Genomic DNA, 25,014 nt, shown 5'->3' on the forward strand with positions numbered 1-25,014 from the left:
CCTGAAACAACTGCACTTGGATCTAAGGGAATTGGGATTCGAGGGGTCGTACGACCGGGTGGCAGCCTTCGCCAGGCAGTGGAAGGTGGATCAAACTGACCGGGTCAATTCAGCGAGCAAAAGAACAGCTTTTATGAAGAGGTGACTGCGAAAGCTCTTAAACGAGCTCTTGCAGAGCAATTGCGTGAGAGCATGCTTGAGCAGAACATCACGAAAGTTGCGATGGCGGCTCGCATGGAGACTAGTCGTTCCCAAGTCGATCGTTTACTTGACCCAGATAATCTTAATATCCAATTTGATAGCCTAATGCGGGCCGCAACTGCGGTCGGTAAACGTGTTGAAATCCGCTTAGTAGATGAACGTATTGCTGCATAGGCAGTTCTGTTTTTGCGTCAACAATCTGTCAACAATATAGTGATGTCACACGATATCAATGTAACGTCAGATGTACTAAGTTGTTGAAATGTAAGACACTGTCATGCCATGTAATGACATCGAATTGACTTGTAATCATCAGGTGGCCAGTTCGATTCCGGCAGCCGGTACCAGTAGCACTAAGGGCTCACAGAAATGTGAGCCCTTTTTTATTGTCAGTCCCGCCTATAAAAAGAGCTCTCGCTACGAGCTAGCTCTCTCTTGTTTGCATGGCTGTTCGGCTATCCTGCTTCTGCGGCAATACCTTCGGCCTTCGATATCGCAGTAGGTTTTCGATGCAGAAGCAAGGATGGCGGCATTTATCTCTCCGAACTCACTTCCTGCTCACCCCCGCAATAGAAGCCACAAACCGCGAAGGCACGTTGGGCAGCTTGTCAAAACGCTCGAAGCCTGGCGTCATTACCGTATCCAGCGCATTCAGCCTTGATGACAGTGAGGGATGTGTCCTGAACAGCAGCGACAGGCCGGGGTCGGCCGGGTTCATGCCTTCCAGCGTTTGCAGCACGGCCGGCAGGCCGTAGGGGTCGTAGCCGGCGCGGGCGGCGATGACGACGCCCATGCGGTCTGCTTCCAGTTCGTCATCCTGATCCAGGCCGCGGGTGTAGAGTTCGGTGCCGGCGGTGGCCCATTTGATCAGCTCGGGGCTGACGGCTTTCTTTTCTGCGCCAAAGGTCAGCAGGTCGGTGGCGACATTGATGCCGGCGGCCTTGCGTATTGCGATCAGGTGGTGTTTTTTCAGTACGTGCGACATTTCATGCGCAAGCACGCCGGCCAGTTCGGCTTCGCTCTTCATCCTGATCAGCAGGCCGCGCGTCACCACGACATAGCCACCGGGAGTGGCGAAGGCATTGATCTCGGGGTCGTCCAGCACGGCAAAGGTCCACGGCAGATCCGGGCGGTCGGTTTGCAGCGCCAGCCAGCGGCCCACGCTGTTCACGTAGCGCTGCGCGCGCTGGTTTTGCAGCAGAGGCGCCATGCTCAGCAGGTTGCTGGTGATCTGCTGGCCCAGTATCACTTCCTGCGCATCGGTCATGTCGGTGACGGCGTCCTGCGCGCCCTGCACGCTTTTCATTACCTTGTTCATGTCCACGTTCTGGATTAACGCCGGCGCAAGGGCTGGCGCCATGGCGACCATGCAGGACGAGCACAACAGCGCAACGGCGAGGGCGAGCGGCAGCAGGAATGTATTCTTCATTTTTTCCCTCCGGAGGCGCTGACATAGTCGACGGTTTGCGGGTCCAGTTTCTCGGCCTTGGCAAAGCGCTGGGCATCGGGCTTGCTGACGGCATAGGTGCGCATCGCGTCCAGGGCTTTGGGGTTGGGGACGGCGACCGTTAATTTTCTTTCATCGAGCCCGCGCGCACCGGTGGTGACATTGCTGCCGCTCTTGCCGGTCGTGACCAGGTTGTACATCGATTGCAGGCCGCTGGTTTCGTTTTTCGGCGGGGGAGTGGCGTCGCCGAAGCGCAGGCTCAGCATCTTGACCCAGCCTGTCAGGCTGTCTGCCCTGACCTGCATCCAGGCGGCCTTGCGGGTGAGGATTTCGACTTTGTTGTTCTCTGCCAGACGGGAGACGGTGGTGGTGTCGCTGGCCGGGCCGGACTTCAATTCCGTCGAACGCACCGTAAAGGCGAACTCCTTGACCAGGTCTTTTGCATAGACGATGCAGCAGCCGGCCACCAACGATATGGCCAATAGTCGGGCCAATAATTTCTTCATCTCTCGCTCTTTTCTGTCGGCGTATATAGCGCGACTTCTTGTTCTCTTCCTTTTACCTTATAGGAGCCTGCCGCGGCAAAGTCAAGCGCGTCGCCGCATAACAACATCGTCTGCTGCGACACCAGGATACGGGCACCCACATCCTTGGTCAGCCCTTCGATGCGGCTGGCCAGGTTCACGGTGTCGCCTATGGCCGTATATTCTCGCCGCTGTTCAGAACCTATCAGCCCCACCACGGCCGGGCCGGAGTGGATGCCTATGCCGACGTCGAAGCTGTTTCCCTGTATGCCCAATTCCCTCTTGAACTGCTGCAGCACCTGTGCCATTTCCAGCGCCGCCTGCACGGCATGTTTTGCATGTTCGGGATCGTCCAGCGGTGCGCCCCAGAAGGCCATGATGCAGTCGCCGATGAACTTGTCCAGCGAGCCGCCGTGGCGAAAGACGACTTCCACCTGCAGCGAGAAATAGCGGTTCAGCAGGCTCACCACTTCCTGCGGCGTGCGGTTTTCCGCCAGCGTGGTAAAGCCGCGGATATCGGAAAACAGAACGGTAATCTGCCGGCTCTCGCCGGCGCGGCTGAGCCCGCCTCCAGCCACGAGTTCTTTCACTACGTGCGGGTTGACGAAGCGGCTGAACAGCTGCACCGCCTGCTGGCGCGATTGCCGCTCGCGCTGGTATTCATGCAGCGCGCATGCGAGATAAAAGGCCCAGGCCACGCACAGCGGCGTCAGCAGCTGCAACAGCAGCAGGTAATCCAGCGCCGCATAGCTGGCGGCTAGGGCGGCGGCGCTGACGGCCAGCAGCGCCAGGCCGGTCCTGAGGACGTAGATACGCCGCGACAGCTGCGCATACAGCGCGGCCAGCAGCGCCAGGCCGAAGGCCAGCGGAGCCCAGGCGGGTGCGTAGTGCATGATGCGGCGGTTTTTCAGGTTGTCGATGGCGGTAGCCAGGATTTCCTCGCCCGGATACAGGCTGGCAAGCGGAGTTACGCGGATATCGTGCAGCGCCGAGGCATCTGTGCCGATGATAACGATCTTGCCACGCAGCTCCGCCGGATCGCGCAACGGCTTCTCGCGGTTGAAGTCCTGGTACAGGTCGGCGTAGGCGATGCGGGCATACGATCTCGCGCCGCCGCGCCAGCTCAGCAGCATGTCGGCCTGTAGCGGCACCGCGTAGCCCAGGTCTTGCGCGACCCGCGCCGGCAGCGAGGGCAGCAGCCAGCCCTGCAGGTCGGTGTACAGCGCGTAGCGCCGGCCTACACCGTCTGCGTCATTGGAAAAATTGATCGTGCCGATGCGCCAGTGCTGCGGCGCCACTGCCAGCGGCGGTATCAATGCGGCGCGCGCGTCCGGATCTGCGTGCTGGCCGCGCACCAGACCCAGCTGCGGCGCCACCTGGGCCAGCTGCGGTCCCGCGCTATCCTGCGCGGCGGGCTGGCGTATCAGCGGGAAGTAGATGTTGTGCTTGCCCTGCAGCGCCTGGTTGAACAGCGAATCGCTGTCGGGGCGATAGACATCGCGCTCGACAAAAGGAAAATCGAAGATGACGGCCTTCGGCTGCTGGCGCGCAATGCCCTCCACCAGCTCGCCGTGCACTGCGCGTGGCCAAGGCCAGCTGCCGGCAATGTTTTCCATCTGCGCCAGGCTGGCGTCGTCGATATTGACGAGCACGATATCCGGGTCCGGTAGCAGCTTGCGGGCATGGTGGCGCACGAAGAAATCCGACAGCCGGTTTTCCAGCGGGCGCAGCTCGTGCAGCCAGCTCATTTCGGCGCAGGCAGCGAGCAAAAACAGCAGGCCGAACAGCGGCAGGTACCTCGCGGGTGCTTTCATGTGGTTGCGGCAGGCGGCTAAGAGGTTACGAGGTCAATGCTCAGGGCTCAGGTTTGATAGCCGGGGATCAGGCTTTCATCGACATGGTCGATCTGCGACGCGTCCATGAAGCGCTCTGCATATTCCAGGTAGACCTTGCCGCGCACGAAGACATTGAACAGGTCGGGGTCGATGTGGCCGTTCAGGCTGAACTTGCCCAGGATGTCCAGCGATTCGGTCAGCGTCTTGCCCGGCTTGTATGGCCGGTCCCGGGCGGTCAGCGCTTCAAATATGTCGGCAATCGCCATGACCCTGGCCTGCACCGACATCTGCTCCCGGATCAGCCCGCGCGGATAGCCCTTGCCATCCATGCGTTCATGGTGGCCGCCGGCATATTCAGGCACGTTCTTCAGGTGCTTGGGCCAGGGCAGCGCCTCCAGCATGCGTATCGTGACCGAGATGTGGTTGTTGATGATCTTGCGTTCCGCGTCGTTCAGTGTGCCGGCGCGTATGTTGAGGTTGCCCAGCTCTTCCTGGTCCAGCAGGTCGCGCTCGGTGCCGTCCGGCCCGGTCCAGCGGTATCTGGCGATATCGGTAACGCGCTGCTGGTCTTCGGCGCTCATGCGTTCGCCGCCGATGTTGGCCTTGCGGATGAAGTCGCGGTCACTGTCCAGCTGCGCGATTTCCCTTTGCAGTGCGGCGTCCAGCTCCGCAGCCTGCTCTGTGCTGATGCCTGCCGCGCATTTCTGCTTCAGGGTACGAATTTCGGCATCGCGCTTCACTACTTCAAAGCGAGTATCCACGCTGTGTATGCGGTCGAACAGGGTTTCCAGCTTGGTCGATTTTTCTATCACGTGCACCGGCGTCGTGATCTTGCCGCAATCATGCAGCAGCCCCGCCATCCATAGTTCGCGGCGGTCGCGTCCGCTCATCTTGAAGTCGGCCAGCGGCCCGGAGTCGGTCTTGTGCACGGCTTCGGCCAGCATCATCGTCAGCTCGGGCACATGCTGGCAGTGACGGCCTGTATTCGGCGATTTTTCATCGATGCCGATGTTGATCAGGTTCACCAGCGATTCAAACAGGTGCTCCAGCTGGAATATCAGCTGCTGGTTGCTGACGGCAATTGCGGCCTGTGACGCCAGCGCCTCGATGAAGCGCTTGTCGGTATCGGTAAATGCATGCGCCGCGCCAGTGCCGGTGTCCAGTGCATTGATCAGCTGCAGCACGCCTATCAGTTCTTCTTCATGGTCCAGCAGCGGTACCGTCAGCAGCGACTGGCAATGATAGCCATGTGCTTCATCAAACTTGCGCATGCCGGAGAAATTGAACAGCGGCGTCTGGTACACGTCTTCAATGTTGACCGCTTTTTTCAGGTTGGCTGCATAGGCTGCCACCGCGCTCAGGTTCTGGCTACCGTCATCATTGAACAACGGGATGGTCGGCATGTCGATGGCCTCTTCATTGAGGCCGCCGCGATACATGCGTAGCGTGTCATTGACGGCGATATGGAATTCCAGGCTTTTCTTGTCCGTGCTGGCGCGGTACAGCGTGCCGCCATCGGCATTCGTCATCGCCTTGGCGGTGACGAGGATGCGTTCCAGCAGCAGCGGGATGTCGTGGCTGCTGCTCAGCGCCACGCTGAGTTCGGTCAGTTGCTCCAGCCTCTGGGCAATCTGGGTATGGTTGAGCGTGGTCATGGTGTTCCGTTTCCCTGCGCAAGCAGCAATGGGCAAAAGCGGTTGCGAGCTTTGTATATTTTTTGTTATTTATAGGTGATGGCTGCGTGAGGGACCGGCAGAAAAAGGAGTCCGCGCGCAATACACTTTTCCCTGACGTTACTTTTTTCCCCGGCCCAAGTCAAATCTATTCTGCGGCGGCAACGCCGGCACAAATATTTGCGCAACACATGGGGCCAAGGGGCATATGGAAATGACAGGAAGGGAAGGGAAGCGGCGTTATTCAGCGCCTTTGAGACTGTTCCCCGAGGTTCAGCATGCCGGCGTCGGAAATCAGCAGATGGGTCTGGCAAGAGGGAATGTCGCGCAGCGCCTGCAGCAGGCGCGCACCGTACACCACGCCTGTCGCTCCGATAAGGGCGACGATCAGGCGCTTGTCTATGCTGATCAGAGGGGGAGTTACTCGGACTTCAGCAGGGTTTGCAGTTCGCCGTTGTCAAACATCTCGTTCATGATGTCGGAGCCGCCGACGAATTCGCCGTTGACGTACAGTTGCGGCACGGTAGGCCAGCTGGAAAAGTCTTTGATGCCCTGGCGCACAGCCGGGTCTTCCAGCACATTGACAGTGACCATGTTGGAGACGCCGCTGGCTTTCAGCAGCTGTATCGCGCGGCCGGAAAAGCCGCATTGCGGAAATTGCGCCGTGCCCTTCATGAACAGCACTACAGGGTTTTGGCTTACAGTTTCTTTGATCCAGGTTTGTACTTCGTCGCTCATGATGCTTCCTTAATAATTGATTCTGGGAAACTGATTTCGTGTCATTTCGCGGCAGCAAGCGCCTCGGGCAAATTCACGACCACTATCCCATTTCCTGCATTATAAAGGAAACTGGCTTTGCGCTCACCGGTACAGGGCAAAGGCGGACTTTGCGCCAAAAACAAAAAAAGCCCTGCGCTTTAAACACGCAGGGCTTGCTTGGCGGAAATGTGACTTAGCTGCGCAGTTTGGCGAAAGCCGCCGCCATGGCACTGTTGGCGGGCGCCGCTGCCTGCGGCTGGCGCTGATGCTGGGCCAGGCGTTTGGCGTCATTGCGGTCGCCTTTCTGTTCCGGCTTGCTGCCCGGTTGCGGGGCTGCATCGGTCAGGCGCATTGTGAGCGCGATGCGCTTGCGCTTTTCATCCACTTCCAGTACTTTCACCTTGACGACCTGGCCGGCTTTCACCACCGTGTGCGGGTCTTTGACAAAAGTGTTGGACAGCGCCGAGATATGCACGAGGCCATCCTGGTGCACGCCGATATCGACAAAGGCGCCGAACGCGGCTACGTTGGTAACCACGCCTTCCAGTATCATGTCCGGGCGCAGATCGCGGATTTCCTCCACGCCGTCCTTGAAGGTGGCGGTAGTGAATTCCGGACGCGGATCGCGGCCCGGTTTTTCCAGCTCCTTCAGGATGTCGGTGATGGTCGGCACGCCGAATTTGTCATCGGCATATTTGGCCGGGCTCAGGGACTTCAGCAGGCGTTCATCGCCAATCACGCCGGCCACATCCTTTTTGATGTCGGCCAGGATTTTTTCAACCAGCGGGTAGGATTCCGGGTGGACGGCAGACGCATCCAGCGGATTATTGCCGCCCATGACGCGCAGGAAGCCGGCCGCCTGTTCAAAGGTCTTGTCGCCCAGGCGCGGTACGGAGCGCAGCTCGGCGCGCGAGGTGAACATACCCTTGGCATCGCGGAAATTGACGATGGCTTGCGCCACGCTGGCCGACAGGCCGGACACGCGCGCCAGCAAAGGCGCGGAGGCGGTATTGACATCGACGCCGACCGCATTCACGCAATCCTCGACCACGGCATCCAGAGAACGCGCCAGCTGGGTCTGTCCGACGTCATGCTGGTACTGGCCAACGCCGATGGATTTCGGATCGATCTTGACCAGTTCCGCCAGCGGATCCTGCAGGCGGCGCGCGATGGATACCGCGCCGCGGATCGATACGTCCAGGTCCGGCAATTCCTTCGAGGCGAATTCCGAGGCTGAATACACGGATGCGCCGGCTTCAGATACGACAATCTTGGTCAGGTTCAGTTCAGGCCGCATCTTGATCAGGTCTTGCGCCAGCTTATCGGTTTCGCGCGACGCGGTGCCGTTGCCGATGGAAATCAGCGATACCTGGTGCTTCTGCGCCAGCTGGGCCAGCACATGCAGCGAACCGTCCCAGTCATTGCGCGGCTGATGCGGGTAGATCGTGGCGTATTCAACGACCTTGCCGGTGGCATCCACAATTGCCACCTTGACGCCGGTGCGCAGGCCAGGGTCCAGGCCCATTGTGGCGCGCGGGCCGGCGGGCGCTGCCAGCAGCAGGTCTTTCAGGTTGCGGGCGAAGACGTTGATCGCTTCCACTTCTGCGCGTTCGCGCAGGCTGGTCATCAGTTCGGTTTCCAGATGCATGAACACCTTGACGCGCCAGCTCCAGCGTACGGTATCGGCCAGCCATTTGTCGCCAGGGCGGCCCTGGCTGCTGACACCGAAGCGGCCGGCGATGCGGCTTTCGCACGGGTTCAGCGGCGCATCCCATTTCGGTTTTTCTTCTTCGGTATCGAGGCGCAGCACGACGGTCAGCATTTCTTCCCGGCGGCCGCGGAACAGCGCCAGCGCGCGGTGCGAGGGGATCGTGCCCAGGGTTTCGGAATAATCGAAATAATCGGAGAACTTGGCGCCTGCATCTTCCTTGCCGGCGACGACCTTGGACTCGACAATGCCGTGGTCCAGCAGGTATTCACGCAGGGTTTGCAGCAGGCCGGCATCTTCGGCGAAGCGTTCCATCAATATCTGGCGGGCGCCGTCCAACGCGGCCTTGGTGTCGGCAACGCCGGGGTTGTCGCCACTGTCGGTCTTGAAGGCGGGCTTCAGGTAGGCGGCAGCTTCTTCTTCCGGATTCTTGTTCGGGTCGGCCAGCAAGGCTTCTGCCAGCGGCAGCAAGCCTGCTTCCACGGCGATCTGTGCCTTGGTGCGGCGTTTCAGTTTGTAAGGCAGGTATAGATCTTCCAGGCGGGTCTTGTCTTCCGCATGCGTGATCGCGTCCAGCAGCGCCGGTGTCATCTTGCCCTGCTCATCAATGGAGGACAGGATGGAGCTGCGGCGGTCTTCCAGTTCGCGCAGGTAGCGCAGGCGCTCTTCCAGCAGGCGCAATTGCGTATCGTCCAGCCCGCCGGTCACCTCTTTACGGTAGCGCGCGATAAACGGCACGGTGGCGCCCTCATCCAGCAGGGTGACGGCAGCAGCAACCTGCACCGGTTTGGCCGCAAGCTCAACAGCAAGGCGTTGTTCAATAGAAGGCAACATAAACATTCAAAGGGAAAAAGAAAAACAAGTCGGTGATGATACGCACTCTGTACGATTGCGCCAGTCTTGACAGCCTGTGCGACTAAGGGTAGGGCCGCGGCATCCAAAGATGATATTGCAGCAAGAAAAGTACTCACTGCGCCATACTCGCCCGCCAGTCGCATTATGCGCTTCCGGCGTGCGCGCTTCATCAGCCAATACGCATTAACGGCAGGCAATTCCTCGCTTCGGGTTTTTCCCGAAAAATTCTATAGATACAAATCGGGCCTGCTGATTTCCATCAGTATTTCCGGCCTGGCGGGTGCCCGGAAGCCGAATTGCGCATACAGGCCGCGCGCGTCGGAGCTGGCCAGCATGAAACGGCGCAGGCCTTGCAAGTCGGGATGTGCGAGCACCGCTTTCACCAGTGCCTTGCTGTGGCCCTTGCCGCGCTGTTGTGGCACCACGAACACGTCCACCAGGTAGGCAAAAGTCGCAAAGTCGCTGACAACGCGTGCGAAGGCGATCTGGCGGCCATCTGCATAGCCGCCAAAGCACAGCGAGTTGCCGATGCTCCGCTGCACCAGTTCCCGCGGTATACCTTTGGCCCAGGCGCTTTGCGTGGACAGGAACTGGTGTATCAGCGTTATGTCGAGAGCTGACTTGTCGGTAGAGATTTCCATGGCCGCGTCATTGAGATGGATGAACAGCGGACCATTATAGCGGCGGCACGTCTGGCGGTCGCCGGTTTCATCCTTTCTTGGGCGCTCAGGCGGCGATGCTGATATTCAGCGTGGCGACGTAGCCGCCGGTGGTGTCGCCAGCCAGGCTCAGCATTTGCGTGCTGGTGCCGTCGCTGAACACGTGGTCGGCGGCGGTGCTGGCAACCGATGTGTTCTGCCCATGTGTGTACAGCGAGGTCGCATAGACTGCGGTGGTCACTGCGTCGGGGAAGGCGAATTGTGTTGTCGCCGTGGCGGTGACATTGAGATTGTCGTTGACGTAGATCTGCGCGTGGATATGCGTGATGCGTCCCGCATACCAGCCGGGATAGATGGTGGTAAAGCTGACCTGGCCATTGCCGTCGGTAATCTGGATGCCGCGCAGATAGGTCTCGCCTTGGTGATTGCCGTTTTGCGGGCTGCTGTAACCGGAGTATTCGCCGTCCTTATTGCACTGCCAGATATATACCGCAGCATTGGCCAGCGGCTGGGACTGGCTGTTGATATTGGTCAGCGTCAGGTTCAGCGTCAGCGGCAGGCCGGCTTTGCTTTCACGGATATCCTTGCGCACGATCGCTGCATTGCTGAGGATGGCCAGCAGTGGGAAGGGGCCGATCTCGTCCTGCGCAATGACGGCCAGGTTCTGGGCAGACACCGCGGCGGCGCGGGTTGCCGTTATCGTGATGGTGCTGATCGTGACGCCGTCCTCGGCTGTTACGGTGATGGTGATGTTCGTCGTTCCCACTGCGAGGCTGATGGCGGCCGATGCCGTGCCGCTGGCGACGACGGCGCCGTTGACCTTGATGCTTGCTGCTGCACTGCCGGAAACCGGTGTTAGCGTGACGCTGGCAACGCTGTTTGCCACGCTGACGGAGTAGAGGTCGATGGCACTGGAAAAAGCCGGCGACAGGCTGCCGGCGGAAAGGCCCAATGCACTGAGCGTGTCGTCCTTGCTGACGACTGTGGTGGTATCCGACGCCGTGCTGGCGCTGCTGCCGCTGCCGCCTCCGCAACCGGCCAGTGCAGTGGCGCCGAAGGCGCCGAGCAGAAGCGCCTTGCGGCGCGAAAGAATGCGGGAATCGGTGGAAGGAGATGTCATGTGGCGTTTTCCTGATGATAGTGCTGAGGGGGGAGTGCAGATGCTTGCGGTTGGCTGGCGGCAGTCAGAAGGGAGCGTATAAAAATGAACGCTCCCTAGCTATCGCTCAGGCCAGCGTATTGACCAGGTTGCCGGAGCCGCTGTTGGCGCCTAGGTTTTGCGACAGTGCCTGCGCGGTCGCATCCGGCAGGCCGCCACCCGTGGGCGGGGCAGGGCGGTTGCTGCTATCAGCGCGGTTGCTGTAGCTGATTTGCCTCGTGCTCCCGACCTGTGTCAGCTGTGCGATGGAAAAGCTGTTGGCAATGCTGCTGATGCTCATGGGACTCTCCCTGGTAGTGTGGACTGGCGGCCTGCTGTTTTATTTTGCTTGTTTAGGTGCTTCCATTCCTTTGCGGGGATCGCGGACTGCATGGGCTTTGAACCCGTCGCGCATTTCTTCAAGCTGCTTGCGCTGTTCTGCCGTCAGCAGCGCGTAGATCTGCTGCTCGCCTCGCAGGCGCAGCAAGGCGCTGTCGGCCATGGCGCGGGCGGATAGATCAGTCAATGCTTTGGCCTTGCTGTCGTCATATTGCGCAGAGAAGCGCATCGCATGCAGGGCTTCCTGGGCTTTGCGCACGGTCTTCATCTGCTCGCGCAACTGTGGCTGCTGCGCATGCTGGATGGCGAAGATTTTGTCCTGCTGTTCCTCGCTCAGTTGCAGGCCGTGCAGCAATCGCGGTCCCGGCATGTGCCCGAACGGCGCGTCAAACCCGGGCATGCCGGGATGCATGAAGCCGTGGCCTTCCATGCCGGGGCCGTCATGGGCTTCGGGCATGCCTTGTGCGTGTGCGGGACCTTGTGCCGCCAGCGCCAGCGCTGCGGCCAGCACAGAATGTTTGACTGCGCTGAACTTGCCGGTAATTGTCTTCATTGATGGTTTCCAGATTGTTGTATATTGTTTTCTTTGCAGCGTTTCACGGAGCCCGCAGACTTGCGCGGCAGCTGATGAAACGATTGTCTTTGAATAGCCGGTAAAATTAAGTTAACCGCATGTAAATTTTGGTAAAGATGCAGACGTGTCCCTGCCTGGCGCTGATCGTCCCTGCTTTTGTGAATTACGGCGCCGAGGCGGTGTAAAATTGGGTAAAGTTGCCTTGTAACGCCTGTGCGGACGGTGGGTTTATCGCTATGATCAGCGGAGTCCATGGATGCAATATTGCGGAAATGGATTTCCTTACAAGAAGTGTGAGATGAAGAGATATGACTAGGGTCCTGCTGGTAGATGACGATGTCGAGCTGGTCGACATGCTGAAGCAATATCTTGAACGCGAAGGCTTTGAGGTCACTGCTGCCTATAATGGCGAAGCCGGCGTCGCCGAAGCGATGACCGGCATATACACAATAGCGGTACTCGACGTGATGATGCCGCGCATGAACGGCGTGGAAGCCTTGCGCCGCATACGCGGAAAAAGCCGCATGCCGGTGCTGATGCTGACCGCCAAGGGCGACGACATAGACCGCATCATCGGCCTCGAACTGGGCGCCGACGACTACGTTCCCAAACCCTGCACGCCGCGCGAGCTGGTGGCGCGTATTCGCGCTATCCTGCGCCGCACCCAGGTGCCGGACCAGGAAAAAATTTCAGATTCCGTGCTGACCATAGGCGCGCTGAGCATCTGGTCCGAGCAACGGCGCGCAGAGTGGAGCGGCAAGCCGCTGGAGCTGACCAGCACCGAATTCAGCCTGCTGGATATCCTGGCGCGCAATGCCGGCCACAAGGTCAGCAAGAACGACCTGTCCGAGCAGGGCCTGGGGCGCCCGCTGGCCAGGTTCGACCGCAACATCGATGTGCACCTGAGCAGCATACGCCAGAAGCTGAATAATCTTTCCGGCGACAGGGTCATCATCCAGACCGTCTACCGCCAAGGCTACATGCTCATTAAAGAATAGGGCCTTCCCTGTTAATAGGGCTTTCCCTGTTTTATCTCATCCCTTACCTCATCTCCCGAAGCAACTGACAGGACAAAGCACTGATGGGCCGTTTATTCTGGAAGTTCTTCTTTTTCATCCTGCTGGCACAGGTGACGGCCATCATCGGCATCAGCGGCACCTTGTGGCTGAAGCACCGTACCGAAGACAGGCTGGTGCGCAATACCAACCGCCAGGCCCACGTGGCGCTGATCGTGGAATCCGCCGAAATCGCCTTGCAGCAGGGCGGCCCCGAGGCTTTGCGCCGCCTGTCCGGCAACCTGCGCCGTTTCCAGATCTACGTCATTGATGAGCGCAACCGCGACGTGCTGGGCCGCCTGGTCAGCCTGGCCAGCATAGAAAAAATCAGGAAAAGCATAGAGCAGGGGCCTTCTTCGCTGCTGATGCGCAAGGTGGCCGGCCCGGATAAGCAGACCTACCTGATATTTTTCTCCGCGATGGAAGACGCCTGGGACAGGGACAATCCTGAGCACCGCTTTGAACCGGGTTTTGGCGATCATCCGGCGCCTGACCATGAAGGCGCATCCGGCGGGCCGGGGCAGGGCTTCGGCGGCAACCCGGATCGCCTGCGCGGCGAACCCGGCGGCCGGCCTCCATCCGTGTATTACCCGGTAGTGCCGCTGGTATCCTCCTTCGTGGCGAGCCTGCTGTTTGCCGCGTTGCTGGCATGGTATATGTCCAAACCGATCCGCAATCTGCGCAGTGCCTTTATCGAGCTTGCCAGCGGCAAGCTGGAAACACGTGTCGGTAAATCGATGGGCAGCCGGCGCGACGAACTGGCGGACCTGGGCCGCGAGTTCGACCTGATGGCCGGCAAGCTGCATGTGCTGATGGAAGGGCAGCGGCAGCTGATGCACGATGTCTCGCATGAGCTGCGCTCGCCGCTGGCACGCTTGCAGGCAGCGATAGGCCTGGCGCGCCAGCAGCCCGAAAAAATGGAAGCGACACTGGACAGGCTGGAAGGCGAAAGCATGCGCATGGACCGGCTGGTCGGCGAACTGCTGACCCTATCCCGCATTGAGGCCGGCGTTACCGGCGCGAATGAAGAAATCGGCATGGCCGACCTGGTGGCTGAAGTGGTGGAAAACGGCAGCTTTGAAGCGGAGGCCAACCATCGCATGCTGGAGTTTACCGGCGATGCCGAAGTGATCGTGATGGGCAAGTTTGAGCTGCTCTACCGCGCACTGGAAAATGTGGTGAGAAATGCCATCAAGCATACCGCCGAGGGTACGACGGTGACGGTTGCCGCCAGCGCAGACCGCGAACATGCCTTGCTGAAAATTTCGGTGCTTGACCATGGCAGCGGCGTGCCGGATGAGGAAATGGCCGCGATCTTCGAGCCATTCTTCCGTGGCAGCCAGACTACCCGCGCACAGCAAGGCTACGGCCTGGGGCTCACGATTGCCAAGCGGGTACTGCTGGCACACGGCGGCAGCATCCGTGCGTCCAATCTCGATGCAGGCGGCTTGTGCGTGGAAATAACGCTCCCCTGTACCTTTCCTGCGGGTGGCTGAACAGCGCCTAGCTGGCGGTGGAGAGGACGCCGCCCGACACCCGCTCTATCCCTGCAAGGTCGCGCCAGCTTTGCACCTGTGTAAAGCCCTGCAGCGTGAGCAGGCCACGCACCGCTTCCGCCTGGTCGTAGCCATGTTCCATCAATAGCCATCCATCCGCATGCAAATGTCCCGCTGCCCCGCCGATGATGGTGCGGTATGCGCTGAGGCCGTCGCCATGGTCGGTCAGCGCGTTGACAGGTTCAAAGCGCAGGTCGCCTTCGCCCAGGTGGCGGTCGTTTTTGACGATGTAGGGCGGATTGCTGGCGATGGTATGGAAACGCTGCTCTGCCAGCGCGCCGTACCAGTCGCTTTGCAGCAGGCGCAGACGCGGGGAATGCTGGCCGAGAATCTTTTGTGCATTGGAGTGGGCGACGCTCAGAGCTGCCTCGCTGACGTCCAGCGCGGTCACCTGCAGATCCGCACGCTGGTGTGCTACTGCTATCGCAATCGCGCCAGAGCCGGTGCCCATGTCCAGTAGGTTGCCGTTTTGAGGCGCATATTGCAGCGCCAGCTCCACCAGCAGTTCGGTGTCGGGCCTAGGAATCAGCACATCCGGCGTGACGGTAAAAGACAGTCCGTAGAATTCGCGTTCACCGGTGATATAAGCGATCGGTTCGCCGGCGACGCGGCGTTGTATCAGGTTTTGCAATGCATTCAGCTGTTCAGCTGCCAGCACCTGTTCCGAGCGGGTAATCAGCTGGATGCGGGTCAGGCCCAGCGCGTGCATCATTAATATGCGGGTTTCCAGCTTGTCCAGCGGCGACGCGGCTTCACAAGCGGCGATGGTGATGCCGTTTGCCGCGCTGCCCATGCCGGTCAGCGGGATTTGCCGAAGACGTTGCGTTCTGCGGCTTTTTTGTTGATGCGGGCGATGATGATGAAAGCCAGCGCGAATATCGCGAACCATACCAGCGACCATTGCGGAATCGACAGGCCCAGGATGGGTTCATATTCAGTACTGCACATGCCGTCTGCCTTGAATAGCACGGGGATCAGGTCAGCGGTAAAGGCCTTGTTCAGCGCCACTTCCCAAGGATCGACGCCGCAGGACAGTGCCGGGTGGGCCTTGACCCACAGGTGGCGCAATGCGACGCCAACGCCTGCCAGTGCGATGACCGCGCCTATCCACGAGCCGGTCTTGCGCACGGTAGCGGGAAGCGCCAGCAGGAGGATGCAGATAAGCGCAATCACCAGGAAGATATAACGCTGCAGTACGCACAGTGGGCAGGGCAGCATGCCTTCGCCGAGCTGCAGGTAAAGTGCAACGCCGAGCAGCGCGACACAGGTGGCTGCGATGGTAATGAGCAGGGTCTTGGAGATGTTCATAAAAGGGAGCTGACCTATCAGGCTAATTATTTATATCGCAGCATACAATGGATTATTGTTGTGCGTTCGAATGCGCAATTATGAGCACTCGGGCCCGGTTTGGTTCCAATTGGTTACAATTTTGCCGGGTTCTTACATATTGCCACAATATGTCCATACGGACACGTTGCGGCGGTCAGCGCTACAGGACCGCGCGACACCCGTCCAGATTAGTCGTCGCCGAGTTGGGCCAGCAGTTCAGCCTGGTGTTCGGCGATCAGCGCGTTGGTCAGTTCGGTCAACTCGCCGTCCATGATGAAGTCCAGCTTGTACAGCGTCAGGTTGATCCTGTGATCGGTCATGCGGCCCTGGGGATAGTTGTAGGTACGTATGCGTTCGCTACGGTCGCCGGAGCCAATCAGGCTCTTGCGGGTGGCGGCTTCCTTGGCCTGCTTCTCGCGTAGCTGGCCATCCATGATGCGGGTGGCCAGCACACGCATCGCCTGAGCCTTGTTCTGGTGCTGGCTGCGGCCGTCCTGGCATTCAACGACGATGCCGGTGGGGAGATGCGTCAGGCGCACTGCAGAGTCGGTTTTGTTGATATGCTGGCCGCCGGCCCCGGAGGCGCGGAAGGTGTCGATGCGCAGGTCGGCGGTGTTGATGACGACATCGGCCAGTTCATCCGCTTCCGGCATTACGGCAACGGTACAGGCCGACGTGTGGATGCGTCCCTGGGTTTCCGTCGCCGGCACCCTTTGCACGCGATGGCCGCCGGATTCGAACTTCAGTTTGGAATACGCGCCCAGGCCGGCGATGCGTACAATGACCTCCTTGTAACCACCCAGCTCGGAAGGCGATTCCGACATCATTTCTATCTGCCAGCGGTTGCGTTCGGCAAAGCGGGTATACATGCGCAGCAGATCGCCGGCGAACAGTGCCGCCTCGTCGCCGCCGGTGCCGGCACGCACCTCCAGCAGGATATTGCGCTCGTCGTTCGGGTCCTTTGGCAGCAGCATTTTCTGCAAATCGCTTTCCAGCGTTTCCATCGTGGCCTTGGCGGCAGCGATTTCTTCCTGCGCGAATTCCTTCATTTCCGGATCGCCCATCATTTCCTGCGCGGCGTCGATGTCAGTCTGCGCCTGCTGGTAATTCTGGTACAGCTCCACCAGCGGTCCCAGCTCCGCGTGCTCGCGGTTCAGCTTGCGGTAGTTGTCCATGTCATTGGTGCTGCCCTCCTGGTTCAGCAGCTGGTTGACTTCGACCAGGCGTTCAGCCAGTTGGTCGAGCTTGGAAAGCATCGATGGTTTCATGTGTTGCCTATAGAGCGGAGTTTTTGCGGAAGCAGTGCGCGGATGCGCCTGGTCTCGGTGGTGCGGAAGCGCGGGCCGGTCAGGCTGGCTATGCGCAGGGAAGGATGGAGTCGCTAACGCTTGGTGCGGAACAGCTGCGGCAGCAGCGTGGCCAGACGGGCGCGTTCATCGCCCTTGGCCTGGTGCAGGGCCTGTTGCGGGCCGTGCAGGAATTTGGCAGTGATGCCCTTGGACAGCGCTTCCAGCACGGCGTCGATATCTTCACCCTTGGCCAGCATCTTGCGCGCGCGTTCCAGTTCCATCATGCGCATCAGTTCGCTGCTTTCATGCAGGTCCTGGATCACGGGCACGACCACGCGGCCGTCCACCCAGTGCATGAAGGACTGCACACGGGTTTCAATGATGGCTTCCGCCTGGGCGACTGCGGCCTGGCGGTTTTCCAGGCCGGTCTGTACGACGTTGCCCAGATCGTCCACGGTGTACAGGAAGACGTCGTCCAATGCGCCGATTTCAGGTTCTATATCGCGTGGTACGGCCAGGTCCACCATGAACATCGGGCGGTGGCGGCGCGCCTTGACGACGCGTTCCACCAGGCCCAGGCCGATGATGGGCAGCGACGACGCGGTGCAGGAAATAATGATGTCGAAATTGGCGAGCTGCTGCGGCAGTTCGGCCAGACGTATTGCCTTGCCGTTGAATCGGTGCGCCAGCGTTTCACCGCGCTCCATCGTGCGGTTGGCGATAGTCAGGCTTTTCGGGTTCTGTGCGGCAAAGTGCGTGGCGCACAGCTCTATCATTTCGCCGGCGCCGATGAACAGCACGTGCTGGTCTGAGATCTTGTCGAAGATGCGTTGCGACAGGCGCACCGCTGCGGCAGCCATCGATACGCTATGGGCGCCGATTTCGGTGGTAGTGCGCACTTCCTTCGCTACCGCAAAGGTGCGCTGGAACAGCTGGTGCAGGTAGGTGCCCAGGCCGCCGGCGGCATCCGCCTGGCGTACGGCATCCTTCATCTGGCCCAGTATCTGCGGTTCGCCCAGCACCATGGAATCCAGGCCGGAGGCGACGCGGAACGCATGGCGCACGGCATTATCCTGCGGCAGGGTGTACAGGTGGGGGCGCAGCTCGGCATACGGCAGCTTGTGGAAGTCTGCGAGGAAGTGGGCGGTGGCATCGATCGGGTTTTCCACCTGGTTGGCCGCATACAGCTCAGTGCGGTTGCAGGTGGACAGGATTGCCGCCTCATTGCCGAAATCCTGGCCATCCCGTCCAAACCATGAGCGCGCGGCAACCACTGCCTGACTGATCTGGTCAGGAGCAAAAGCGACTTTTTCGCGTAGTGAGACAGGCGCAGTCGTATGGTTGAGGCCGACAGCTAACAGTTGCATGGTGTGGTGGCGGGGAATCAAGCGCTCGGAATTAAGCCGTCATTATAACGCGCTCCCGGTTGCGCGTTTCATACTTGCCTAAAAGAACTATGTATTTTGCCCGGAATAGTTTGTCATGCATCAAAGACGGGCAATTTAATATGAAAAGTTGTTCCTTCGTTAAGCACGCTGTGGAAGGCAATCTGTCCGTGATGCCGGTCTATGACTGTTTTGACAAATACCATACCCAGCCCTATGCCGTCCGCCTTGACCTGGTCGCCGTGCTTGAAACGCTGAAAGCGCTGGAACAGGCGGGCCTGGTCTGCCCTTGCAATGCCGTAGCCCTGGTCGCTGATGCTGCAGATGATGACGGTGCCGTCTGCGCCTTGTTCAATTTGCAAGCTACAGGTAATGGAGGTGTCAGCGGGGCTGTATTTGATGGCATTGGACAGCAGGTTGGTCAACACGCGGGTCATCAGGCTGCGGTCCACATTGACCGGATATTCGTCCGCAGGGGTATGGCTGAGGATGCGGATGTTCTTGCTCTTCGACAGCGCCCACATTTCTTCGGTCGCATCCAGCAGGATGTCCTGCATGTCGGTTTCTTCCATGCGGTAGTTCTGCGATTCGGCGCGCACCAGTTGCACGAAATCGTCTGCCAGGCTCAACGTGGCGCCGGCAGCCTTTTGTATGCGCGCGATGAATTCGGCCTGCGGCAGTGCGGTGGACTGGTCCTGCTGCAATTCCAGCAAAGCCAGGATAGACGCCTGCGGCGAGCGCATGTCGTGCGAGATGAAGTGCAGGGATTCATCGCGGCTACGCTCGGCGCTGCGGATGGCAGTGATGTCAATGACGCTGACGATCCAGCCTATCAGCTCCTTGCTGCCGGAATAGCACGGTGCGCTCTTGACGATCAGGTTGCGGCCCTGCGTATCCAGCACTTCTATGCCCTGGCTGATGGTAGCGGTGTGCTGCAGGTCCAGCAGATTCCACCAGCTGAATTCCACATTGGGCGTCTGGTCCAGCGCCTTGGGGTTGCTCATGCCGGCAAACAGGTAGGGCATCAGCGCGTCCTGCACATTCGGAAAACCTATGCTGGCGAAGTAGGCCTTGGCCGGCTGGTTCGACAGCAGCACGTTTCCATCTATGGTTGTGACCAGGGTGGCATCCGGCAGGCTGCTGAGGCTGTCGGTGACGAACTGCCGCAGGTCCCGGACGCGGCGGGCGGCAATCTGCATCGCATTGATGCGTTGTTCCAGCGCGTCCTGCAAAGGCGCCGGCTTGGCCTTGCCGGGAGCCGCCAGTTCCGGCAGGACGTGGGGTTCCTGGTCCAGCAAGATGAATTCTGCGGCGAGGTAGCGCATTGCCGCTTCCAGCCGGCGCCAGCTCCACAACGGATACGCCAGCACCAGCGTCAGCAGCGCCGCGCATGGCGGCAGCCACAGTCCTGTCGCTAGGGCGGCATAGCTGGCCGCCAGCAGCGCCACGCACACGGATGCCGTGACCAGCAGTGATATACGCGGCGACAGCAGGAAATAGCACATCAGCGTCAAAGCAACCGGCAACAGGCAGAACAGCAGCGACTGCCACGCCGGCGCGAAGGCGATCGAGCGTCCATCCAGCAGGCCGGCCAAAATATTGGCGTTGATTTCCACGCCGGAAATGACGCCGTCGTTGCCGGACACCGGGGTCGGAAAGGAATCTGCCATGCCGATGGCGGTCGGGCCCACCAGCACATACTTATTCCTGAAAAATTCCGCCGGCACCTCACCGCGCAGCACCGCGGCATACGGAACCGACTTGAAATGGCCGCTGCTGCCGTAAAAGGGGATGTGCATCTGGTAGTCACGTTGCCACACGTTCGGCGCCGGCGTGCTGCCATACTGTATCTGGCGCAGTCTCGCAGGCAGCCGGGCGCCCGGCAGGTCCGCAGCCCTTCCGGCGGCGGGCGGCTTGCCCAGGTCTTTCATCGCCAGTGCGAAATGGGACCACCATTCGCCGCGTGTACCTTCCCGCAAGAATACACTGCGCACGATGCCGTCCCTGTCCTGCTCAATATGGATATGGGCCAACTGGCGCGCCGCGGCGGCCAGTGCAGGTATCGGCAGTGTTGCCGTCAGGCCGGCGCCGGCATCTTCGGAGTTCAGCGGCAGCACCACGCGGTTGCTGGCGCTGATCGCAGCGGCGAGTGCGGCGTCGCCGTCTGGCGCTCCATCGCGAGCGTTCTCCGGTTCGGAAAATTTGATGTCCACGCCTATCGCCAGCGGCTGCATGGCCGTCAGCCTGTTGATCAGGTCGGCATGCAGCGTGCGCGGCCACGGCCATTTGCCCAGTTCCGCCAGGCTGTAGTCGTCGATGGCAACGATGATGACGTCATCGCGCGCCGGCCGCGAGTTGGCCTGCATGAAGCGGTCATACAGGCTCAGGTCCAGCCGGCCCATGACATCAAACAGGCTCAGCACTGCCGCCAGGATCAGCAGCAGCACGCTGATGACCAGCCATTCCCGCAATGCGATGCGTTCTACACTGAGAACGGTATTGGCCTTCGCATCCGCGTTTTGCTTCATCATTGGCTGGCTTTTCTGAACGCTTATTTATGTTGGAATGGTTTTTTGCAGTTTCAGGAAATCTTGTTTTTACCTGGCGACCTATTGTCCGGATTTGACGGCGCCGCCGTTGGATATGACTGCCTCGCCGTTGCCGGTGACCCAGCGGCTGTAGATAGTGATTTTTTGCGTGGACGAAAACGCGCCGGTATAGCCGTCAGCGTCGGTGGCGCGCACGCGGATGAAGTATTGGCCCGCATCCGGGCGCGGGATGCGCAATTCAGGTTGCTCCAGTTCTTTTGACAGATATAAGGAAGTGAATGTGGGGTCGCGCCCTATCTGCAGCAGGAATTTCTGGCCAGGCTCGGAAGGCCAGTTGAATGACAGCTCTTTGTCGCCATTGTCGGTGAACGGCGCCATGGCCGGCTGCGGCGGCATCAGCACGAAGCTTTGCACATCGCTGAACGGGCCCTGGTCCGGTCGGCCGTTTTTCTCGGTAACGGTGGCGGCGCGCCAGAAATAGGTGCCCGGCTTCAAGGTTTCGGCAGTCATCCGTATGTCGTTGATGCCGGCCTGGTCCAGCACGATGTTGCTGAATGCCGCATCGTTGGCTACCTGCAGGCGGTAGCTCTTGGCATCGGCAGCCTCGGTCCAGGAAAACTCTACCTTGTCGGCGCGCAGCTTGGCCTTGGGCTGCACGCTGAACGGCGGTTCCGGTCGGGCTTTCAGCGTGAACGGCAGGATCGTCGGTATGCCTTCCAGGCCCAGTGCGTCGATGGCGGTGGCGCGCACGAAATAGCTGCCGTCGGGCAGGCCGTCGAACTTGAAGCGGGTATCCGTGCCGGTGCCGCTGACGCGGCCTTCGGCCAGCAGGTTCTGGGCCTCCGGGTCGCTGGCAATCTGCGCGCGGTATGCCGCGGCGCGTTCCAGCTTTTGCACCTCTATCTGTATCGTCGGTTTTTCCTGCAACTGGTAATTGCCGCTGAGTTCAGGCGGCGGCAGCAGTGCCAGCGGTTTGCCGACCGACTGGCTGCTGACGATATTGCCCTGACCAGCGGGCACCAGCACCGCATCCGGTTTTTCCGGTTTGCCGGTCGCTACTTTTCCGGTCAGCACTTCGTTGGCAATACCGTTGTCGTTGATGCCTACCCTGAAGTGCGTGCCGCGCACACCGGCAATCGCCAGCGGTGAGCGCACTTCAAAACGGCCTTTGCTGGCCTCCAGCGGCGTGACCGTCGATTCGACGCGGCCCTGCAGCAGCGTGACCTCGGTGCGTGGGCTCTTGGTGTATTTCGCCATCCTCAGCTTGCTCAGTTTTACCTGGCTGTTGGACGGGATGGAAATGCGCGAATTATCCGGCAATGCCAGCGACAGGAAGCCGTTCTTGCTGGTCGTGACCTGGCTGCCTTCTGTCAGCGTGGAGCCGACCTGCAGCGTGAATTCGCTGCCATCGGCATTTTTGGCGGCAGACTGGCCAGCCAGGGCTACCACGGTGGCCTTGCTCATTTCTTCCGGCAGCAGTTCCAGCGGCACCAGGATCGCGGAACCGACGGGGATGGTGCGGTCGTTGGTGATGCGGTTGCGTTTGCCGATGATGCTCCAGTTGCTGAGCTTTTCGGTGAAACGCAGTGCGATGGTGGAGAGTGTGTCGCCTTTCAGCGCGTAATAAGTCATGTCCGGCGGCGTGCTGACGATCGTGCCAGGTTCGCCTGCCGGCCGGGCCGGAGACGCTGTGGGCGCTGCGAATGAAGGGGGGAGACCGGGACCTGCACCAACCAGTGCCAGAAGAAAAATAAAGCGAAAAGCGGTGGTCATGCAATCTCCTGGGTCTTGCCAGCTGCGCTGATGTGGTACTTGGTACCCTGGCACTTTGTACTTGTATCAGGCAGGTAAAGCGTTGTTCTGCAAAGGAAGGAATGAGTGGAATGGGGCAGCGGAACCCGGCATTGCCGGGCCGCTGCTATTCAGCGGTAACCTGCTCCAGCCGGTAGCCGTAGCTGTACACAGGGGCCAGACGGTAGCCGTTTTCCGGCCGCAGTTCCAGCTTGCTGCGCACGCGCGAAATATGCGTATCCATCGTGCGCGAAGGGATGTCGATATCGCGCGACCATACTGCTTCCAGGATGTAAGCGCGTGACAATGGGCGGCCCAGGTTGCGAAATAGCAGCAGCGCCAGGTCGAATTCTTTTTGCGTCATTTCCACCGGCACGTCGTTGATGCTGACGCGGCCAGCGCGTGTTTCAAATTTGTAGATGCCGAACTGCAGATGTTCGGACATGGCCTGCGCCGGATAAGCGCGGCGCAGCAAGGCCTGCACGCGCGCGACCAGTTCGCTGCGGCGGATAGGCTTGATCATATAGTCGTCGGCGCCTGCTGCCAGGCCGGCAACGATGTCGTCTTCGCCGGAACGGCTAGTCATGAACAGTACGGGTAGCGTGGGCGACAGTTTTTCCCTGACCCATTGCAGGATCTCGGTGCCGCTCAGGTCCGGCACTTGCCAGTCCAGGATCAGCATGTCGTAGCTGTCGCGCCGCAGGTGATGCAGCATTTCTTTTCCGCTGAGGAAGGGATGGCAGGAGTGGCCGGCCGCACTGAGTATGGTGCAGACTAACTCGAGCAAGTTGTTGTCATCGTCCAGTACGGCAATTCTCATAGGGGCCCACTTATAAAGTTATGCAATAGATAAGGCAGAAATGCAAATTGTGCCATTTTACATATTGATAAAAGCGTCATTGTACCTAATGATAAGTAAAGTTTTCTATAATGAAACAATAAAGTTCAAAAAAACCACTTAATGTTGCTTTTGAGAATTAATTTGACCGAAGTTAAGCAAAGTTCTCAGAGTTTAAGTAAAAATGATAGTTAAAAACTATCGGCTGCGTCAGCGAGCAGTGTCTGGACTTGTTTGCAGGAAGAGGCCGGCGCCATGGAAACGCCGGCCGGAATAGTTCAGAACGCATCGTCAATCGTTATCAATATTTAACAATGAGTTCCAGTATAGTCAATAAGCTAATGGATTAACAAATTTAACGGCCCGGTTTTACAAAATAGTTTCAGCTGCGCAGTTCCGCCTCCGGCAATACCACATTGACATCCAGCACTTCCAGGTTGCCCTGGCGGTCCAGAGAGACTTTGATGTCGTCGGCATTGACCTTGGTGTACTTGGAAATGACGGCGATCAGTTCTGCATGCAGCGCCGGCAGGAAATCATAGCCGTCGCGGCCGCTGCGCTCGCGGGCAATGATGATCTGCAGGCGCTCCTTCGCGGTATTCGCGCTTTTCGGCTTGGTGTTGAATAAAAAAGAGAGCAAGGCCATATTACTTTCCTCCAAAGATACGCTGAAGCAGCCCTGGTTTTTCGTAGGCGATAAAGCGTAAAGGCAGTTCCTGGCCGAGGAAGCGGGAAACCACATCTTCATAAGCTTCGGAGACGTCGCTGCCTTTCATGTGGATCGCCGGATTGCCCTGGTTGGACGCATGCAATACGGTTTCGGATTCCGGTATGACGCCGATCAAAGGTATGCGCAGGATTTCCTGCACGTCGGTGTAAGACAGCATTTCTCCGCCTTCCACGCGTTTCGGCGAGTAGCGTGTGATCAGCAGGTGTTCCTTGACCGGCTCGCCACCGTTTTGGGCACGCTTGGATTTGGCCTGGATAATGCCGAGAATGCGGTCGGAATCACGCACCGAAGAGACTTCCGGATTGGTGACGATGATCGCTTCATCGGCAAATGCCAGCGCCATGACCGCGCCGCGTTCTATACCTGCCGGCGAATCGCAGACGATGTATTCGAAATCCATCTTGACCAGGTCGTTCAGTACACGCTCGACGCCTTCTTCTGTCAGCGCATCTTTGTCGCGGGTTTGCGAAGCGGGCAGGATGAACAGGTTGTCGCAATGCTTGTCCTTGATCAGCGCCTGGTTCAGCGTCGCTTCGCCGCTAATGACATTGATCAGGTCGTAGACCACACGGCGTTCACACCCCATGATCAGGTCCAGGTTGCGCAAGCCCACGTCAAAATCCAGTACCGCCGTCTTGTGGCCGCGCAGCGCGAGGCCGGAAGCGAAGCTTGCACTGGAAGTGGTCTTGCCTACGCCGCCCTTGCCGGATGTCACAACGATGATTCTTGCCACAAAGAACTCCTTTTAGATATATATGCTGTAGTGGTGGATACGGTATT

The 25,014-nt window shown here is 59.5% G+C and carries 22 protein-coding genes; 3 read left to right on the forward strand and 19 right to left on the reverse strand.

What is annotated here, in order from left to right; genetic code table 11:
• Nucleotides 1-141: 141 nt before the first annotated feature.
• Complete coding sequence (locus ACO0LO_RS26775) at nucleotides 142-375, forward strand: XRE family transcriptional regulator (RefSeq protein WP_422969215.1); 234 nt, start codon at nucleotides 142-144, stop codon at nucleotides 373-375.
• 373 nt (nucleotides 376-748) lie between these two features.
• On the opposite strand, the gene ACO0LO_RS26780 is transcribed toward ACO0LO_RS26775, so the two are convergent.
• The 10 genes from ACO0LO_RS26780 to ACO0LO_RS26825 form a co-directional block, all read right to left on the reverse strand.
• Complete coding sequence (locus tag ACO0LO_RS26780; RefSeq protein ID WP_422969217.1) at nucleotides 749-1,630, reverse strand: M48 family metallopeptidase; 882 nt, start codon at nucleotides 1,628-1,630, stop codon at nucleotides 749-751.
• Entirely contained in the window at nucleotides 1,627-2,154 is a 528-nt protein-coding gene (locus ACO0LO_RS26785) for a hypothetical protein (RefSeq protein ID WP_422969219.1), read from the reverse strand. The genes ACO0LO_RS26780 and ACO0LO_RS26785 overlap by 4 nt, the downstream gene beginning before the upstream one ends.
• Nucleotides 2,151-3,986 (reverse strand): CHASE2 domain-containing protein, encoded by a 1,836-nt coding sequence (locus ACO0LO_RS26790; RefSeq protein ID WP_422969221.1) that lies wholly within the window; start codon nucleotides 3,984-3,986, stop codon nucleotides 2,151-2,153. The genes ACO0LO_RS26785 and ACO0LO_RS26790 overlap by 4 nt, the downstream gene beginning before the upstream one ends.
• A gap of 47 nt (nucleotides 3,987-4,033) precedes the next feature.
• The gene (locus tag ACO0LO_RS26795; protein ID WP_422969223.1) at nucleotides 4,034-5,662 is read right to left on the reverse strand and encodes an HD domain-containing phosphohydrolase; all 1,629 of its coding nucleotides are present in this window, start codon (nucleotides 5,660-5,662) and stop codon (nucleotides 4,034-4,036) included.
• Nucleotides 5,663-6,100: 438 nt separating this feature from the next.
• Nucleotides 6,101-6,418 carry a Grx4 family monothiol glutaredoxin gene (gene grxD, locus ACO0LO_RS26800; RefSeq protein WP_422969225.1) on the reverse strand — a complete coding sequence of 106 codons (318 nt, stop codon included), beginning with the start codon at nucleotides 6,416-6,418 and terminating at the stop codon, nucleotides 6,101-6,103.
• Nucleotides 6,419-6,632: 214 nt separating this feature from the next.
• On the reverse strand, nucleotides 6,633-8,981 hold the full coding sequence (locus ACO0LO_RS26805; protein WP_422969227.1) for a Tex family protein: 2,349 nt from the start codon (nucleotides 8,979-8,981) through the stop codon (nucleotides 6,633-6,635).
• 248 nt (nucleotides 8,982-9,229) lie between these two features.
• Nucleotides 9,230-9,643 (reverse strand): GNAT family N-acetyltransferase, encoded by a 414-nt coding sequence (locus tag ACO0LO_RS26810; protein WP_422969229.1) that lies wholly within the window; start codon nucleotides 9,641-9,643, stop codon nucleotides 9,230-9,232.
• A gap of 85 nt (nucleotides 9,644-9,728) precedes the next feature.
• Nucleotides 9,729-10,781 carry a cadherin-like beta sandwich domain-containing protein gene (locus ACO0LO_RS26815; RefSeq protein ID WP_422969231.1) on the reverse strand — a complete coding sequence of 351 codons (1,053 nt, stop codon included), beginning with the start codon at nucleotides 10,779-10,781 and terminating at the stop codon, nucleotides 9,729-9,731.
• A 106-nt stretch (nucleotides 10,782-10,887) separates the two neighbouring features.
• Nucleotides 10,888-11,100: a hypothetical protein gene (locus ACO0LO_RS26820; RefSeq protein WP_422969233.1), complete on the reverse strand. Its 213-nt coding sequence runs from the start codon at nucleotides 11,098-11,100 to the stop codon at nucleotides 10,888-10,890.
• A gap of 39 nt (nucleotides 11,101-11,139) precedes the next feature.
• Nucleotides 11,140-11,691 carry a Spy/CpxP family protein refolding chaperone gene (locus ACO0LO_RS26825; protein ID WP_422969235.1) on the reverse strand — a complete coding sequence of 184 codons (552 nt, stop codon included), beginning with the start codon at nucleotides 11,689-11,691 and terminating at the stop codon, nucleotides 11,140-11,142.
• A 329-nt stretch (nucleotides 11,692-12,020) separates the two neighbouring features.
• Between ACO0LO_RS26825 and ACO0LO_RS26830 the strand changes: the two genes are divergently transcribed.
• The gene (locus ACO0LO_RS26830) at nucleotides 12,021-12,710 is read left to right on the forward strand and encodes a response regulator (protein ID WP_394779948.1); all 690 of its coding nucleotides are present in this window, start codon (nucleotides 12,021-12,023) and stop codon (nucleotides 12,708-12,710) included.
• An 83-nt stretch (nucleotides 12,711-12,793) separates the two neighbouring features.
• Nucleotides 12,794-14,263: an ATP-binding protein gene (locus ACO0LO_RS26835; RefSeq protein WP_422969238.1), complete on the forward strand. Its 1,470-nt coding sequence runs from the start codon at nucleotides 12,794-12,796 to the stop codon at nucleotides 14,261-14,263.
• A 7-nt stretch (nucleotides 14,264-14,270) separates the two neighbouring features.
• Here the strand turns inward: ACO0LO_RS26835 and prmC are convergent, their stop codons facing one another.
• The 9 genes from prmC to minD all read right to left on the reverse strand — a co-directional run bounded on the left by prmC (nucleotide 14,271) and on the right by minD (nucleotide 24,967).
• Nucleotides 14,271-15,116 carry a peptide chain release factor N(5)-glutamine methyltransferase gene (gene prmC / locus ACO0LO_RS26840; RefSeq protein ID WP_422969240.1) on the reverse strand — a complete coding sequence of 282 codons (846 nt, stop codon included), beginning with the start codon at nucleotides 15,114-15,116 and terminating at the stop codon, nucleotides 14,271-14,273.
• Nucleotides 15,117-15,121: 5 nt separating this feature from the next.
• Entirely contained in the window at nucleotides 15,122-15,631 is a 510-nt protein-coding gene (locus ACO0LO_RS26845) for a disulfide bond formation protein B (protein ID WP_422969242.1), read from the reverse strand.
• 209 nt (nucleotides 15,632-15,840) lie between these two features.
• Nucleotides 15,841-16,920 (reverse strand): peptide chain release factor 1, encoded by a 1,080-nt coding sequence (gene prfA, locus ACO0LO_RS26850; protein WP_422969244.1) that lies wholly within the window; start codon nucleotides 16,918-16,920, stop codon nucleotides 15,841-15,843.
• A 113-nt stretch (nucleotides 16,921-17,033) separates the two neighbouring features.
• A complete protein-coding gene (hemA, locus tag ACO0LO_RS26855; protein ID WP_422969246.1) occupies nucleotides 17,034-18,308 on the reverse strand; it encodes a glutamyl-tRNA reductase in 1,275 nt (424 codons plus the stop codon).
• A gap of 113 nt (nucleotides 18,309-18,421) precedes the next feature.
• On the reverse strand, nucleotides 18,422-20,857 hold the full coding sequence (locus tag ACO0LO_RS26860) for a CHASE2 domain-containing protein (RefSeq protein WP_422969248.1): 2,436 nt from the start codon (nucleotides 20,855-20,857) through the stop codon (nucleotides 18,422-18,424).
• A 78-nt stretch (nucleotides 20,858-20,935) separates the two neighbouring features.
• On the reverse strand, nucleotides 20,936-22,648 hold the full coding sequence (locus ACO0LO_RS26865; protein ID WP_422969250.1) for a FecR domain-containing protein: 1,713 nt from the start codon (nucleotides 22,646-22,648) through the stop codon (nucleotides 20,936-20,938).
• A 145-nt stretch (nucleotides 22,649-22,793) separates the two neighbouring features.
• Nucleotides 22,794-23,486 (reverse strand): response regulator transcription factor, encoded by a 693-nt coding sequence (locus tag ACO0LO_RS26870; protein ID WP_394779956.1) that lies wholly within the window; start codon nucleotides 23,484-23,486, stop codon nucleotides 22,794-22,796.
• A 400-nt stretch (nucleotides 23,487-23,886) separates the two neighbouring features.
• Nucleotides 23,887-24,150, reverse strand: coding sequence for a cell division topological specificity factor MinE (gene minE / locus ACO0LO_RS26875; protein WP_188567979.1), 264 nt, complete (start codon nucleotides 24,148-24,150; stop codon nucleotides 23,887-23,889).
• Between the two features lies 1 nt (nucleotide 24,151).
• Nucleotides 24,152-24,967 carry a septum site-determining protein MinD gene (gene minD, locus ACO0LO_RS26880; protein ID WP_422969252.1) on the reverse strand — a complete coding sequence of 272 codons (816 nt, stop codon included), beginning with the start codon at nucleotides 24,965-24,967 and terminating at the stop codon, nucleotides 24,152-24,154.
• Nucleotides 24,968-25,014 lie beyond the last annotated feature (47 nt).

Origin of the sequence: Undibacterium sp. TJN25, from assembly GCF_049339885.1 — a bacterium.
Classification (GTDB): Bacteria; Pseudomonadota; Gammaproteobacteria; order Burkholderiales; family Burkholderiaceae_D; genus Undibacterium.